13 protein-coding genes are annotated in these 14,577 nt (G+C 68.4%); 1 reads left to right on the plus strand and 12 read right to left on the minus strand.

What is annotated here, in order from left to right:
• Positions 1-18 precede the first annotated feature (18 nt).
• A complete protein-coding gene (locus AAFN86_RS07410) occupies positions 19-504 on the plus strand; it encodes a heme-binding protein (protein WP_347542639.1) in 486 nt (161 codons plus the stop codon).
• 184 nt (positions 505-688) lie between these two features.
• Here AAFN86_RS07410 and AAFN86_RS07415 read toward each other — a convergent pair whose 3' ends face one another.
• The 12 genes from AAFN86_RS07415 to AAFN86_RS07470 all read right to left on the minus strand — a co-directional run bounded on the left by AAFN86_RS07415 (position 689) and on the right by AAFN86_RS07470 (position 14,490).
• Positions 689-1,123, minus strand: coding sequence for a thioesterase family protein (locus AAFN86_RS07415; protein WP_347542640.1), 435 nt, complete (start codon positions 1,121-1,123; stop codon positions 689-691).
• Between the two features lie 5 nt (positions 1,124-1,128).
• Entirely contained in the window at positions 1,129-1,836 is a 708-nt protein-coding gene (locus tag AAFN86_RS07420; protein WP_347542642.1) for an RraA family protein, read from the minus strand.
• 115 nt (positions 1,837-1,951) lie between these two features.
• Positions 1,952-2,560: a cysteine hydrolase gene (locus AAFN86_RS07425; RefSeq protein ID WP_347542643.1), complete on the minus strand. Its 609-nt coding sequence runs from the start codon at positions 2,558-2,560 to the stop codon at positions 1,952-1,954.
• A 1-nt stretch (position 2,561) separates the two neighbouring features.
• On the minus strand, positions 2,562-4,613 hold the full coding sequence (locus AAFN86_RS07430) for a hydantoinase/oxoprolinase family protein (RefSeq protein WP_347542644.1): 2,052 nt from the start codon (positions 4,611-4,613) through the stop codon (positions 2,562-2,564).
• Positions 4,610-6,310 carry a hydantoinase B/oxoprolinase family protein gene (locus AAFN86_RS07435; protein WP_347542645.1) on the minus strand — a complete coding sequence of 567 codons (1,701 nt, stop codon included), beginning with the start codon at positions 6,308-6,310 and terminating at the stop codon, positions 4,610-4,612. Before AAFN86_RS07435 ends, AAFN86_RS07430 begins: the two co-directional genes overlap by 4 nt.
• Positions 6,311-6,312: 2 nt before the next feature.
• Positions 6,313-7,014: an ABC transporter ATP-binding protein gene (locus AAFN86_RS07440; RefSeq protein WP_347542646.1), complete on the minus strand. Its 702-nt coding sequence runs from the start codon at positions 7,012-7,014 to the stop codon at positions 6,313-6,315.
• Positions 7,007-7,774 carry an ABC transporter ATP-binding protein gene (locus tag AAFN86_RS07445; protein ID WP_347542647.1) on the minus strand — a complete coding sequence of 256 codons (768 nt, stop codon included), beginning with the start codon at positions 7,772-7,774 and terminating at the stop codon, positions 7,007-7,009. Before AAFN86_RS07445 ends, AAFN86_RS07440 begins: the two co-directional genes overlap by 8 nt.
• Positions 7,771-8,700 carry a branched-chain amino acid ABC transporter permease gene (locus AAFN86_RS07450; RefSeq protein ID WP_347542648.1) on the minus strand — a complete coding sequence of 310 codons (930 nt, stop codon included), beginning with the start codon at positions 8,698-8,700 and terminating at the stop codon, positions 7,771-7,773. The genes AAFN86_RS07445 and AAFN86_RS07450 overlap by 4 nt, the downstream gene beginning before the upstream one ends.
• A complete protein-coding gene (locus AAFN86_RS07455; RefSeq protein ID WP_347542649.1) occupies positions 8,697-9,572 on the minus strand; it encodes a branched-chain amino acid ABC transporter permease in 876 nt (291 codons plus the stop codon). The genes AAFN86_RS07450 and AAFN86_RS07455 overlap by 4 nt, the downstream gene beginning before the upstream one ends.
• Position 9,573: 1 nt before the next feature.
• The gene (locus tag AAFN86_RS07460; protein WP_347542650.1) at positions 9,574-10,785 is read right to left on the minus strand and encodes an ABC transporter substrate-binding protein; all 1,212 of its coding nucleotides are present in this window, start codon (positions 10,783-10,785) and stop codon (positions 9,574-9,576) included.
• Between the two features lie 94 nt (positions 10,786-10,879).
• Positions 10,880-13,093, minus strand: a complete 2,214-nt coding sequence (locus AAFN86_RS07465; protein ID WP_347542651.1) for a glycosyltransferase — start codon at positions 13,091-13,093, stop codon at positions 10,880-10,882.
• Between the two features lie 47 nt (positions 13,094-13,140).
• Positions 13,141-14,490, minus strand: a complete 1,350-nt coding sequence (locus AAFN86_RS07470; protein WP_347542652.1) for a glycosyltransferase family 1 protein — start codon at positions 14,488-14,490, stop codon at positions 13,141-13,143.
• Between the last annotated feature and the right edge of the window lie 87 nt (positions 14,491-14,577).

Genomic DNA, 14,577 nt, shown 5'->3' on the forward strand with positions numbered 1-14,577 from the left:
GCGCCGAAAGGGTGCTCCATGCGCCGACTGCTCCTTCTCGCCAGCCTCGCCTTGGCGCCACAGCTCGGCCACGCCCAAGGTGTCGTGACCGAACGCAATATCAGCGCCAGCCTCGCCGCCGAGGCCGCGGCCGCGGCCGTCGAAGCCTGCGCCGGGCGGGGTTTCCGCGTCTCGGCGGCGGTCGTGGACCGGTCGGGCGTGCTGAAGGCGCTGCTGCGCGCGGATGGCGCCGGACCACACACGGTCTCCTCGGCGCAGGCCAAGGCCTTCACGGCCGTGAGCATGCGCGCGAACACCAGCCAGATCCTTGAGACGGTGCGCACCAATCCCGGCGCGGCGCGGCTGGTCGATATCCAGGGCTTCCTGATCGTGGGCGGCGGCATGGCGGTCCGCGTGGGCGATGAGGTCGTGGGCGCGATCGGCGTGGCTGGCGCGCCCGGCGGGCATCTCGACGACCAATGCGCCGAAGCCGGCATCGCGCGGATCCGCGAGCGGTTGGGCTGATACCGACAGGTTTTTCGGCAACCGCCAACGTTGGGCTCGGTTACTGGCATGCGCGTGCCAGCGGCCTGCCGTCACTATCCTGCCCCGCGCGGGCGGATGGTGGTGCCGGGACGCACTGGCCCATGGCGGGAAGGTCTGGGAAGGCGGCCCCTATCTCCCCGGACCGACAAGGGCAGCGCCTGAGCTACCGCTTCAGCGCCAACCGCTTGGCCGCCCCGCCCGTTGCCCGTTCGGCAAAGCGTGCCAACACCTCCGCCGGCCAGGCGCCGACGCGCCGGGCCTCGAGATCGACGCACAGGTACAGCACCTCATTCTCCGCCGCCTGCCAGCCTTCCGCGGCGTGGAACATGGTGTGGCGGCACAGAAGCCGCTTCGCATCGAAGGACAGCACCTCGCTGTCGAAAGCCAGCGGCGCGCCCTCCGTCACCTCGCGCGTGTAGGCCTGCCAGGATTCGGCCGCGAAGGTGCCCAGGCCGCGCGCGCGGAACGCCGGCCCCAGGCCCAGCGACGGCCACAGCGCGTCCGTCGCAAGGTCGAAGGCCACCAGGTAGTAGGCCAGATTCATGTGCCCGTAGTGGTCGACCCACCCGGGCAGCACGGAACACAGCGGCGTTCGCATGGGCCTCAGTGGATGTCCTCGGACTTCGCCAGGGCTTCCTTGAGCCGGTCGATGTTGAAGCCCTTCGACTTCACCATGTCGAGGATCACCTTTTCCTTGCGCGCGCCCAGGTCGATCGCGGCGGGAATCTTGGTGACCACGTCATGCGGGATCACGACGGCGCCGTGCCGGTCGGCGTGGACCACGTCGTCGTGCTGCACCTGCATGCCGTGGATCGTCACGTCCTGGCGGATCGCGGTGATGTGCACATAGGCGTGCGACGGGTTCACCACCCCGGCGATGCCCTGGAAGCCCGGGGCGAACATGTCGAGGTCGCGCACCGACCCGTTGGTCACCACGCCCTGCGCGCCGAGGCCCTGGTGCACGGCGGAATTCACCTCGCCCCAGAAAGCGCCGACGCCGGGCGTATCATCCAGGTCCTGCAGGCAGACGATGGTCGGCAGCGCGGCATCGGCGACGTATTCGTACCAGGCGATGCGCATCGCCTTGTCGGCCTCCTTGCTGCGACCCGACGGGAAAGCGGCGCGCTGCGTGCCGGTACGCGCCAGGCCGCAGATCGGCGGCAGCTTCGGGTCAACTGCGGTCATCGGCCGCACCGTGAAGCCATACCCGCGGCGATGCGGGGCGACCACCTCCAGCGCATTGCAGATGGTGGGGGTGTCCCATTGGCGCAGCGCTTCCAGATCGGCGGCGGTGAAAGGGTATTGGGCCATGATGCGGTTTCCTCCGTTGGCCGCCAGGATCGACCAGTGGGCGGTTGCGGTCAAACCTCGCCCATGCTCACCGCAGGCAGCAGCCCTCCCCGCCAGTGCACCGGCGGGACGCTTCCTACCCGAGCGCTGTCAGCGCGTGCGAAACGGTGATCACCTCGGCGACCGGCCGCAGGCCCTCGACCGCCGCGCGGTGCACGGAATCAGAGAAGGCAGCGCAACCATCCTCCAGCAGCGTTACCTCGAATTCCCGCACATGCGCGCCGCGAACGGTCGAGGCAACGCCGCCATTGGTCACGATCCCCGCCACCAGAAGTCGCCGCACGCCGGCCTTGCGCAGCACCCATTCCAGGCGTGAATTCCAGAACGCGTCGTAGCCGAGTTTCTCGACCACGAGGTCGGATGGGGCCAGCTCTTCCACCAGCGCATGCCCCCAGGACCCCGGCGCGAAATCGCCCTTCTTCAGGAAGGGGCGCATCTGGCGCAGATGTTCGGCAATGAAGGGTTCGCCCCCTTTCCCCGGCACCAACGTGAAATGCGTCGAGGCGATCCAGCCGCCTTTCGCGCGGACCAGGCTCACCAATGACTTCAACCGGGCTGGCAGCGCGGCGATCGCCGCCGCCCCCTGCCCGGCCCGGCCATAGGCGCCGTCGGGATGGATGAAGTCGTTCTGCAGGTCGCACAGCAGAAGCGCCGTCTCGCGGACGGGGATGGGTGCATGGGCCATGTCACGCCCTTTCGATGATCAGATTGCCGAACCGGTCGGTCCGCGCCGCAAGGCCGGGATCGACCACCACGGTCGCATCGGGTTGCTCAAGGATGGCCGGCCCCATCACGACCGAGCCGACGGGCAGGTCGAGCCGCGCGAAGATCGCCGCATCATGCCAGGCACCGCCGAACCAGACCGGCCTGGACCCGCGCGCTGCATCCACCAGCCTGGTCCCCGCGGGCGGTGCGAGCATCGTCAGGTCGAAAGCTGGGCGTCGCCCGATCGCGGCGGTGCGCAGCGTGACGATCCGCACCGGCAGGCCCGGCAGCAGGCGGGTGAAGGCTCGGCCATAGGCAGCCTCGAAGGCCTGGCGCACCGCTGCCGCTGAAATGCCGGTGGTTCGGCCATGAAGCGTGACCGGCAGCGGCACGGCCACGGTATGGGTCTGCCCGGCGTAGTGCATGTCGAGTTCGAAGACGGTCTCGACGGTTTCGACCGGCAGGCCAGCCGCGGCGACGACAGCCTGCGCCGCCTCGGCCTCCGCGACCATGCGCGCGTCCAGCGCGGCCGCATCCAGCGTGTCAAGCGAGAGGTTCAGCGTGCGCACCTGGTCATGTCGCACATCGGCGATGATGCAGCCCAGTGCGGAGGTGACGCCGGGATAGCGGGGAACCAGCGCGGCCTTGAGCCCGACATCGGCGATCAACGCACCGACATGCAGCGCGCCGCCCCCGCCGAACGGCAGGGCGACGAAGTGCCCCGGATCGTGGCCGCGCTCGATGGACACGAGGCGGATCGCCCCGGCCATCTTCGCGTTGGCGACGCGCAGGATGGCTTCCGCCGCCGCCATCGCATCGAGGCCAAGCGGATCCGCGACATGCCGCAGGATCGCAGCCCGCGCCGCGTCTACATCCAGCCGCGCCAGCGCCCCGCCGATCGGGCGTTCCGCGTTGATACGCCCCAGCACGACATTCGCATCCGTCAGCGTCGGCCGGTCATTGCCCTGCCCGTAGCAGACCGGTCCCGGCCGGCTGCCCGCGCTTTCGGGACCCACCTGCAGCAGCCCGCCGCGATCCACCTGCGCAATGGACCCGCCGCCGGCGCCGATGGTGGTGATCTCGATCATCGGCGAACGGATCACGAGGCCGAAATCGATGGTTGCCTGCGCGGCAAGTTCCATCCGCCCGCCCGCGACCAGCGAGACATCGAAGGACGTGCCGCCGAGATCGCAGGTGATCGCGTTCTCGAATCCCGCCGCGCGGGCGATGGCGGCGGCGGCAATCACGCCGGCCGCGGGGCCCGACAGCGCCGTGCGCACCGGCATCCGCCGCGCCGCCGCGGTGGACATGATGCCGCCATTCGACTGCACGATGTGGAAGCGGCCGCTGAAGCCGTCCTCGGCCAAGGCGCCTTCCAGGCGTGAGAGATAGCCGGCCACGCCAGGTTGCAGGTAGGCATTCAGCGCCGTGGTGGAACTGCGTTCGAATTCACGGATCTCGGGCAGGATCTCAGAGGAGACGGAGACATGCGGGTTCGGCCAGATCGTGCGCACCGCATCGGCCGCCGCGGCTTCGTTCGCGCCGTTCGCGTGGGCATTGATGAAGGCGATGGCGCAGGCCTCGGCGCCGGCGGCGAGCAGCGCGCGCGCCGCCGCACGCACCGCGTCGAGGTCGACCGGCGTGCGGATCGTGCCATCGGCCAGCGTACGCTCCGGAACCTCAAGTCGAAGGTCGCGCTCGGCGATCGGCGTGAAATCCCCCCACAGGCCCCAGGTGTGGCGCCGGTCGCGCCGGCGCATCTCCAGCACGTCGCGAAACCCCGACGTGGCAATCACGCCGAGCCGCGCGCCCTTGCGTTCCAGCAGCGCATTGGTACCGACGGTGGTGCCATGGACGACCGCATCCATGCTGGCCGCACCGCCCAGCGCGCGCAGCCCGGCAAGGAAACCCGATGCCTCGTCGCCGCGGTTGGACGGCACCTTCGCGGTGCGCAGCGCACCGGTCGCGGCGTCATACAGGAACAGGTCGGTGAAGGTGCCGCCGACGTCGACCCCGACGATCGGGCCGCTCATCGCGACACGCTCCCATCCGCGGCGATGGTCACGCCGTAGTCGCGGATCGCCGCCTCGGCGCTGACATGGCCCAGCCGGATGTCGCGGGCGATGGCTTCGACCGGCCGCGCATGAGGATCGCCCCAACCGCCACCGCCTGGACTCTCCAGGCGCAGCCGCGCGCCCTGCCGGATGGCAACGCCGACCACCTTGCTCGCCATCGGCGGGGTGTGCGGACCATCCTCGCCATCCCATCGAAAAGTGTTCATCGCGCCCGCCGCGCCGCCGGTGACGCCGAAGGGCGCGAAGCGACCGCGTTCGCCGAGCAGCGCGACCTCCGTCTCGCCCGGTGCCAGCGCCTCGATCTCATAGATCGCGCCGACACCGCCGCGGTGCAGACCCGGCCCGCCACTGTCCGGGCGCAGCGCCCATTGCGTGAACATCACGGGATTGGCGGCTTCCAGGATCTCGATCGGGGGGATGGTGGCCGTCGAGATCGGATTGTTGGCGTGGTGTAGGCCATCGCTCTCGGGATTGCCGCCAAGGCCGCCACCGAAGAAGGAGAACATCACCCAGCGCGTGCCATCCGCCCGCAAGCCGGACAGCGACAACGCATTGATGGTGCCGAATGGGGCTGCCGTTGCAGTTGCCGGCCGTGCCTGGCCGAGGGCGCCGAAGATCACGCCGATCAGCCGCAGGATGGTTTCGGTGTAGCCCGCCACGGGTCGCGGCGCGCGCGCGCCCAGCAACGTCGTCTCCGGCGCGATGACGGTCACCGGCCGCAGCACCCCGGCATTCGCCGGTACATCGGGAAACGCATGCTTCAGCGCGACGTAGCAGGCGGCAACCGTGGTCGCGACCGAGATATTGACCGGCCCCGCGCAAGGCGGCGAGGACCCTGACATGTCCAGCACCATCCGTCCGCCATCGATGGTCATCGTCAGGGCGATGCGCAGCGGTTCGTCCACCACGCCATCATTGTCGAGGAAATCCTCGAAGCTGTAGCGGCCATCGGGCAGCGCCGCGATCTCGGCTTCCATCAGCGCCTCGGCGCGGTCCATCAGCTGGCCGAAGGCTTCGGTCACCGCGGCATCGCCATAGGCGTCCAGCAACTCCGCCAGGCGCCGCTCGCCGAGATCGAGCGCGTTGAGCTGCCCATTCAGGTCGCCCCAATTCGACTGCGGCACGCGCGAATTGGCGGCGAGGATGTCGAGGATATCCTGCTGCATCACCCCCGCCCGGATCAGCTTCACCGGCGGGAATCGCACGCCTTCCTGATGGCTTTCCGTTGCGCGTGGATTGTAGTTGCCCGGGACGTTGCCACCGATGTCGAGCCAATGCCCCACACTCGCCAGCCAGCAGAACAGGCGGCCATCCCGGAACACCGGCCGCACCAAGCGGAAATCATTCAGATGCGTGCCGCCATCGTAGGGGTCGTTGAACAGGAAGGTGTCGCCCGGCTGCAGCGCGCCATCGGCGGCAACCTTGGCGATCACCGTGCGCACCGCGAAGGCCATCGCACCCACGAAGATCGGCAACCCCTTGGTGCCCTGCACCAGCGTATCACCGGTCACCGCATCATAGACGCCGTGGCAGGCGTCGCGCGCCTCCGCGATGATCGGGTTGAAGGCGCTGCGATACAGCGTCGCGTCCATCTCGTCGGCGATCTGTTCGAGCCGGCCCTTCAGCACGGCGAGGGTCACTGGGTCGATCGACATGGCTACAATCCGAGATAGACGCGCTGAAGACGCGGATCGGCACGCACCTGCGCCGCCGTGCCACCGATGGCGAAGGCGCCGTTCTCGAGCACATGGGCGTCGTCGGCGACCTCCAGGCTCTGTGCGACATTCTGTTCCACCAGCATGATCGCCAGCCCATCCGCGTGAAGGCGGCTGATCAGGGCGAACATCTCCTCGACCAGCAGCGGCGACAGTCCGAGCGAGGGCTCGTCGAGGATCAGCAGCCGCGGTTCCGCCATCATCCCCCGCCCGATGGCGAGCATCTGCTGTTCGCCGCCCGACAACGTACCGGCGCGTTGGCGCATGCGTTCGCGCAGCCTTGGGAAGGTGTCGAAGACGCGATCCAGGTTACGCGCCTTGTTCGCCCCGCCGCGACGATAGGCGCCAAGATCGAGGTTCTCCCGCACGCTCAGGTTGGGGAACACCTTGCGACCTTCGGGCACATGCACGAGGCCGGCCTCGGTGATGGCGGGCGGCGCCAGCCCGTCGATGCGCCGCCCCTCGAAGGTGATGCTGCCCGCTCGCGGCTTCACGAGCCCGCTGATCGCCATGTTCAGCGTCGTCTTGCCGGCACCGTTGGCGCCAAGAACGGCGACGACCCGCCCGGCGGGGACGCTCAGGTCCACGCCGCGCAGCACCGTGGTCAGCCCATAGCCGGCTTCGAGGCCGCGGATCTCAAGCATCGGCCGCCCCCTGCAAACGCCGGGCGGCACCGTGGCCCAGATAGGCCTCGACCACCGCGGGCGCCGCGACCACCTCGGCCGGCGCGCCGGAGCAGATGATCCGACCCTGCGCCAGCACATGCACCGTCTCGCACAGATTCATCACGGCCTGCATGACGTGTTCGATCATCAGGATCGTCACGCCGGACTCGCGGATGGCGCGGACCATCGGGACGATGTCGCGGATCTCCGAAGGATTGAGGCCGGCGAGCACCTCATCCAGCAGCAGCAGTTTCGGCCGGGTGGCCAGCGCACGCGCCACCTCGAGCCGCTTGCGCCCGGCGACGGTCAGCGCGGCGGCTGGCTTGTCGAGCTGGTCGGACAGGCCAACACGTTCTGCGACCTGCTCCGCCGCCGCCAGCGCGGCGCCGCGCTTTGCCTCACGCAGGAAGGCGCCGACCGCGATGTTCTCGCGCACGGTCAGCCCGGCGAAGGGCTGCACGATCTGGAAGGTGCGCGCCAGGCCCATGCGCGCGAGGTCATGCGGGCGGCGTCCGGTGATGTCCTCGCCTTCCAGCAGCACCAGGCCGGCGGTTGGTGTCTCGAAGCCCGCGATGAGCGCGAACAGCGTCGTCTTGCCCGCGCCATTCGGGCCGATCAGGCCGGTGATCGACCCTTCAGCGACATCCAGCGTCGCGTCGTTCACCGCCACCAGGCCGCCAAAGCGCTTGGTCACGCCACGCACGGCGAGGAAGGCGGGATCGGGCCCGGTGCCGGTCATCGCCGCCACCGACGCAGCAGGCCAGGGATGTCGCGCGGTGGGAAGCGCACCACCAGGATCAGCACGATGCCGAACACCACCAGGTCGATGCCGGGAATGCGCCCGGCGATGGACTTCGTCGCCTCGGCGAGCCCGTGCAGGATCACCGCACCCAGCAGGGGCCCGAACACCGTGCCCGCGCCGCCGACGATCGGCGCGAGCAGCGCCTCGACCGAGATCCAGGTGCCATAGGCGATGTTGGCATCGAGATAGAGAAAGTACTGCGCATAGAGCCCACCCGCCGCCCCGGTCATGCCGGCCGACAGCGTGATGGCGCGCAGCTTCACCGCCAGGATATCGACGCCGAGCGCCTGTGCCGCGGCCTCATTCTCCCGCACCGCGACGAGTTGCGCCCCGAGACGTGACTGTTCCAGCACGCGCGTCGCGATCAGCGCCAGTGTCACCAGCGCTCCGGCCACCCACAGGAAGGTACCGCGCCCGGCGAACTGGAAATTGCCCGGATCAACCTGCAACCGGATCAGAATGCCGGCCGCCCCGCCGGTGAGTTCACCCGCATTGGCCAACACGCGGAACACCTCGGCAAAGGCCAGCGTCACCAGCGCGAAATATGACCCTTTCAAGCCTGAGCGAAACGCCATCGCGCCGATCGCCAGCCCGGCCAGTGCTGCCAGCGCGATGCCCATCGCGAAGGCCGGATAGGCGTTCATCCCAAACCGCATCTGCAGGATTGCGGTCGCATAGGCGCCGGTGCCGAAGAATGCCGCGTGGCCAAAGGAGTACTGACCGCCATAGCCGCCCAGCAGGTTCCACCCCTGCGCCGCCAGCGCAATGATCATGGTGAAGACCAGGAAGTTCAGCACGACATTGCTGGCGATCAGAAATGGTGCCGCGGCGATCACCGCGCCGAAGGCCAGGATCGGCATCATGCCTTGGCACCGAACAGCCCTGTCGGGCGGACCAGCAGCACCAGGATGAAGATCACGAAGATGCCGATCTGGCCCAGGCTTTCGCCAAGGAACAGCCCCGACAGGCTTTCAACCACCCCGATCAGCAACCCGCCGACCAGCGCGCCGACCACGCTGCCCATGCCCCCCAGCACAACAATGGTGAAGGCGACAAGCACGAAAGCATTGCCCACACGCGGCGAGACATAGAAGGACGGCAGCAGCAAGGCCGCCGCAATCGCGAGGCACGCCGTGCCGATGCCGAAGGTGACGGCGTAGATATGCGCGACATCGATGCCGACCAGCGCCGCGCCGGTCCTCTCCCTGGCGACCGCACGGATCGCCTTGCCCGTCGCGCTGAAGGTCATCAGCAGATACAGCACGACGCCGACCGCGAGTGTGCCCGCGAAGCCCACCACGCGCGGCCAGGACAGCAGCGCCGGGCCGAACTCGACGACATCCATCGCGTAGGACACGTCGATGCTGCGCGTGTCGGACCGGAACACCGCCAGCATCAGGTTCTCGATGATGATAGACAGGCCGAGGGTGACCAGCAGGATGTTCTCATCCCTGCCCCGGCTGGCCGGGCCGATCACCAGCCGCTGCACCAGATACCCGATGCCGAAGAACAGCACCGCCAGCGGCAGCGCCGCGATGTACGGATCAACCCCGAGCCCCGCCCATGCCACATAGGCCGCATACATCGCCGCCGTCAGCAGCGCGCCATGGGCGAAGTTGATGATGTGCAGCACGCCGTAGACCAGCGTCAGCCCAAGCGCCACCAACCCGTACACCGCCCCGGTGAGGAGGCCGTTCAGCACGGCCTCCAGGATGATCTCCGGCGGCAGGCCCATCTCAGCCGGTGACGGGATAGACCGCCTGCGCGTCGGCGAAGTCGCGCGGGAAGATCACCTTGATGTCGCCGCCTTGGACCTGGGTGTTCACCGGTGCGCCGGCCTGGTTCTGGCCATTGACGAAGCGCGTCGGTCCATAGGGCATGATGTGTTTCGTGAAGGCCCCGTCGGTTGCCGCGAGTGCCGTGGTCAGCGCCGCGCGATCGGCCCGACCGGCGCGTTCCAACGCATCGGCCACCAGCATCACCGCCGAGTAGTTGAGCGGGATGTTGTAGAGCCAGAAACGGTTCTGCGCCTCCACCGCACGGCGCAGCTCGGCGGTCTTCGGCTTGCGCGGATCGGGCCAGTGGTTGCAGTCCATCACCAGATTCGCCGCATCGGGGAATTCCCGCACGAAGCGGTAGTTGGACGCGGCACCGTTCAGGATGCAGTAGATCCCCTTCAGCCGGATGCGCTGCTGCTGCATCGTGCGCGACAGCAGCACGAACTCCGCATAGTAGGAGGACGGGATCACCAGGTCCGGCCGCAGCGCGCGAATGCGCAATGCGACGTTGTTCATGTCGCGCGCCGGCGTCGGGTGGGCGATGGTCTCCAGCACCTCGAATCCGCGCTTGGGCAGTTCGGCGTTCAGCAGCCGCGCCATGCCGGACCCGAACAACCCGTCCTCATGCACGATCACCACGGTGCGGGATGGCTTGCCCGCCGCATCGTTCAGCGCCACCAGATTGTCGAGGGCCGCATTCGTCACCACGCCGAAGCCCGGCCCGAAGCGGAAGGTATTGGTCAGCCCGCGCGAAACGATCTGGTCCGACACGCCGACATCGACGACGTAGGGCAGGTCGTAGCGAGACGCCGCCTGGGACGCGGCCAGGCAGATCGGGCTGGCGAAGCCGCCGACCACGGCCAGCACGCCCTCGGCCTGCATCTTCTCGACCTCGGCCACGCCGCCTTCGGGGTTGGACCGCGCATCGCCGAACACCGTCTCGATGCGGGCCCCGCCCAGGGCACGGATGCCGCCGCCGGCGTTGATCTCGTTGATCGCAAGTTCGGCGCCAAGCCGCCCGTACTCGCCATCCTGTGCCAGCGCCCCGGTCACCGGTTGCAAGATGCCGAGCTTGATCGCCGGCGCCTGCGCCCGCGCGACACAAGGTGCCGCCAGCACGCCGGCCGAAGCCAGCAGCAGACCGCGACGCCGAACCGTGAACCTGGCCATTCTTCGATCCTTCCTGTTCCGCGCCGGATCACCGGCACTCATTATGCAAGCACTCAGTGTGCAAGTGGAACGCAAGTCGAATGCAAGCGAATCGCTACCGATCCGGGCCGAGCACGCGATACGCCTGCCGTTCGAGGAAATCGATGCGCGCCGGCAGATCATCCGGGCGGCACAGCATCATCGCGGTGACACCGAGCCCGACGAACCGCCCAGCCGCCTCCTCCAGGACATCGATCTCGGTTCCCTCACCGCCATCGATTTCGACAATGACCTCGCCACCGGCCGCGTCGCAGTCGAGCACGCAGGCGAAGCGGCCCTCGCTGCCGGTGTCCAGACCGATCCGCTGGAAAGGCCCTGGCGGAGAGGCCGAACCGAAGGCACGCAGACGAATCCCGGTCGCCCCCTGCGGCGCGACGCAACCCAGGTAGAGCCGCAGCGGCCCGGTACCGATGGCGGGTTCCACAGGCAGGCGCAGCTTCGCCATGCCCGGCCGCGTCCAGCACCCCCAGGATTCCAACGGATGCCAAGCCAGCCCGTCGCGCACGAGGTCGGCCATGGCCTTGCTGCGTTCGGCCGCCACGCCGCCGGTCAATCGCAATGGGTAGATCACGGCGGGGGCGACCGCCAGCGGCGGCACCGGCATGTTGCCGGCCTCGGCGCTGCGCGCAACGATCTCCCGCATCACCTGGTCGGCGATATCGGCCCAGCTGCGCAGCGACACGGTGTCGCGGATCACGGCTTCGAGCCGTTCGCGCTCCACATCATCGAAGATCAGCCGCTCCAGCTTCGCCACCAGGTCCGGCAGATTGTCCGGCTCGAAATACACCGCCGCATCGCCGCCAGCCTCGGTCAAGGAGGTGTTGCGCGCGACCAGCGGAACGCGCCCGAAGGACAGGCTTTCCGTCACCGGCAGGCCCCAGCCTTCGTAGAAACTGTTGGTGACGGTGAACGTCGCCCGGCCATACAGCGCGGCCAGCACCACATCCGACACGCCATGCGCGATCGACACGCGCTCCTGCAACGCCGGAGAATTGCGCCACAACATCATCGCCGCATCCGCCAGCCAGCCTTGCTTGCCGATGCACAGCAGCCGCGGCACCCGCGCGGCGCCGTGGCGGCGGATCAGCGCCAGCCAGGCGTGGAACAGCATCAGGTGGTTCTTGCGGCTCTCGATCGTGCCGACGCACAGCACGAAGCTCTCCTGCGGCTCCGGCAGGTCGGGCCGCGGCGGCCAGGAATCCGGGATCACGCCGAGTTCCTGGCGCAGATCCGCATTGGGGCTGACCACCGTGATCGGCAAGGCGCGATCCGGCGCCACCGCCGTTGCGATCCGCCGCGCATCCGCCGCCGACCAGTCGGAGGTGACGAAGGCCAGGTCCGCCTGCGCCGCCATGCAGGAGAACCACTGCGCGAATTCCTCGACCAGCGCGGGCGCGCAGTGCTCCGGGGTCATCAGCGGGATGCAGTCATGGATCAGCGGCACGTAGCGCACGCCATAGCGGCGCGCGACATGGCGCACCCGCAGGAAGTAGTCCTTGATCCACCAGGATGTGCCGAGGTTGATCAGGCTCGCCCCCGGCGCGAAGACAAAATCCTGCCCGTCGCGCAGCGTCTCGCGGAGCTCCTCTGTCACCTCCACCCAGGCGGGTGCGTCCACCTCGCCGCCCGTGCGCGACAGGCGCCACAGGCGCAGGAACAGGTCGCGCCCAATCTCACGCCAGTAGCCCGAGGTTTCGTCGAAGGCGACGGCCGCCGTCGCCACACCCTCGATAGGATCGAGCAGCGCCCGGGCCGTAACGTTCAGCTGCACCCGCTGGATGCCGGTCGGCGTGCGGTTGTGATAGACATAGGCGACGAGATCGGAGCAGTCGAAGACGACCTGCAGCGCCTGGCCGGGCGCGCGCGCGTGGCGCGGCACGGCGGCGGCCAGGAAGGACAGCGACTTCGCCCCGCGCATCGCCTCGGCATGGTCGGGCTCGAGTTCAAGCGCACGGGCATAGGAGCGCCAGGCCCCTTCCCCCTCGCCGATCATCTTGAGGGCGTGGCCGATATGCAGATGCGCATCCGCGCTGTTCGGCGCAACGCCCGCGGCCTCGCGATAGGCCAGGAGGGCAGCCGCGAAGTCGCCGGCCTCCTTCAGGCAATGGCCCAGCTGGATGCGGGCACGCCAATCCTCCGGTCGGCGGTCGAGATACCCCCGATAGGCCGCGGCAGCGGCATCCCACATGCGCTGGTCGCGCAGGGAATCGGCCTGCTGCAGCGCCTCGCCGGGCTTGCCATCGCCGCCATCCGGGCCTGCCTGATCCATCGCTGTCCCCGCTCGATCCATCGAATGGCGGTATGGCACAGGCCCGCTCAGCCGCCCACCTTGACCCCGAGCTTGCCATAGGCGTCGCGCAGCCGCACCCGATAGCGTTCCGGTGAGAACAGCGAGGCCTGGCGCGGGCCGAATTCCGAAAGCCTGCCGCGCAGTTCGGCGTCGGTATCAAGCGCGCGGATCGCGTCCACCATGGCCCGGACGTCGTACGGGTCGATCTTCATGGCCGCATCCCCGACAACCTCGGGCATCGAGGAGGTGTTGGACGTCATCACGGGCGTTCCCAGAAGCATGGCCTCCAGCGCTGGAAGGCCGAATCCTTCGTACAGGGACGGGAACAACACCGCCTTCGCCCCGCGGATCAGGCTGACCAGCAGCGGGAAGGAGGCGTAGTCCACCAGTTGCACGCGATGGCGCGTCTGGGTGATGCCGTCCTGCGTGAGCAGGTAGCGGACATGCTCGTTCTCGAACAGAAGTCGGAGTTCCTCCTCCGACTTCCAGGCCTTCTTGCCGACGATGACCAGGGGGTCCGTCACGCCGGAAGCGAGATACGCCTCGATCATGCGGCCGACATTCTTCTTGGGCTCGATGGCCCCGAAGAACAGGAAGTATTTCTGGTAGCCAAGGCCGAAGGTGCCCTCCACCTCGGTCTTGACGTCACCGACCGGCTTGTTGGTGAACTGGGCCGGAATATCAACCGCCTGGTAGGTATTGGTGACCTTGTCCTCGGAGATGCCGAGGAGGCTGATGATGTCGCGCTTGGATGCCTCGCTGACCGTAACGATGTGGTCGCTGCGCCGCGCGAGCTGTCGCGCCAGCCGGAAGTAGTTCCGCTTGTGGTCCAGGGTCGTGTAGGGCAGCCGCAGCGGCACGAGGTCGTGCATCGTGTAGACGTTGCGCGCGCCGCGCACCTTCAGCGCCAGCGGATAGGTCCAGTGCATCAACTGCGGCGGGTGCCGGAAATGCACGGTCATCCTGTTGCGGTACAGCTTGTAGTGCAGCCGCTGCGATTCGAACAGGTTCTGCACGTTCCAGATGTGGTCGAAGAACGGCAGCCGGCTGCGGAAGGTATCGCGCACCACCCGGCCGGTGATGGGCACCTGTGTCGCGATCTCCCCCATCGGCGTGGTCAGGGCGCGCTGCATCACGCGCATCACCTCGGCCAGCCTGGACGGGCGGCCCACCAGCGGATCGAAGAAGGCGATCTCCCGGATCAGGGAATTCATGGCGATGGTCGAGGATTTCGTGCCGTAGAGAACGCCCACCTCGGCGCCGAGGTCGCGCAGGCAGAAGGACAGGTTGCGGGCATAGGTCGCAACGCCCGTTCCCTGCGTCAGGGAGAGATTGAAGCCATCGATGAAGATTCGCGGCGGGCGCGGGGCAGTCATGGGCAGGCGGTCCACTCCAGACGGGCATTCTCGTGCAGGGGGCCAAGCCGCCGGAGCGGCCCCCTGCCGTCGAGTTGAGCCGCAAGG

The organism is Roseomonas sp. CAU 1739 (assembly GCF_039839775.1).
In the GTDB taxonomy this organism is placed as follows: Bacteria; Pseudomonadota; Alphaproteobacteria; order Acetobacterales; family Acetobacteraceae; genus Neoroseomonas.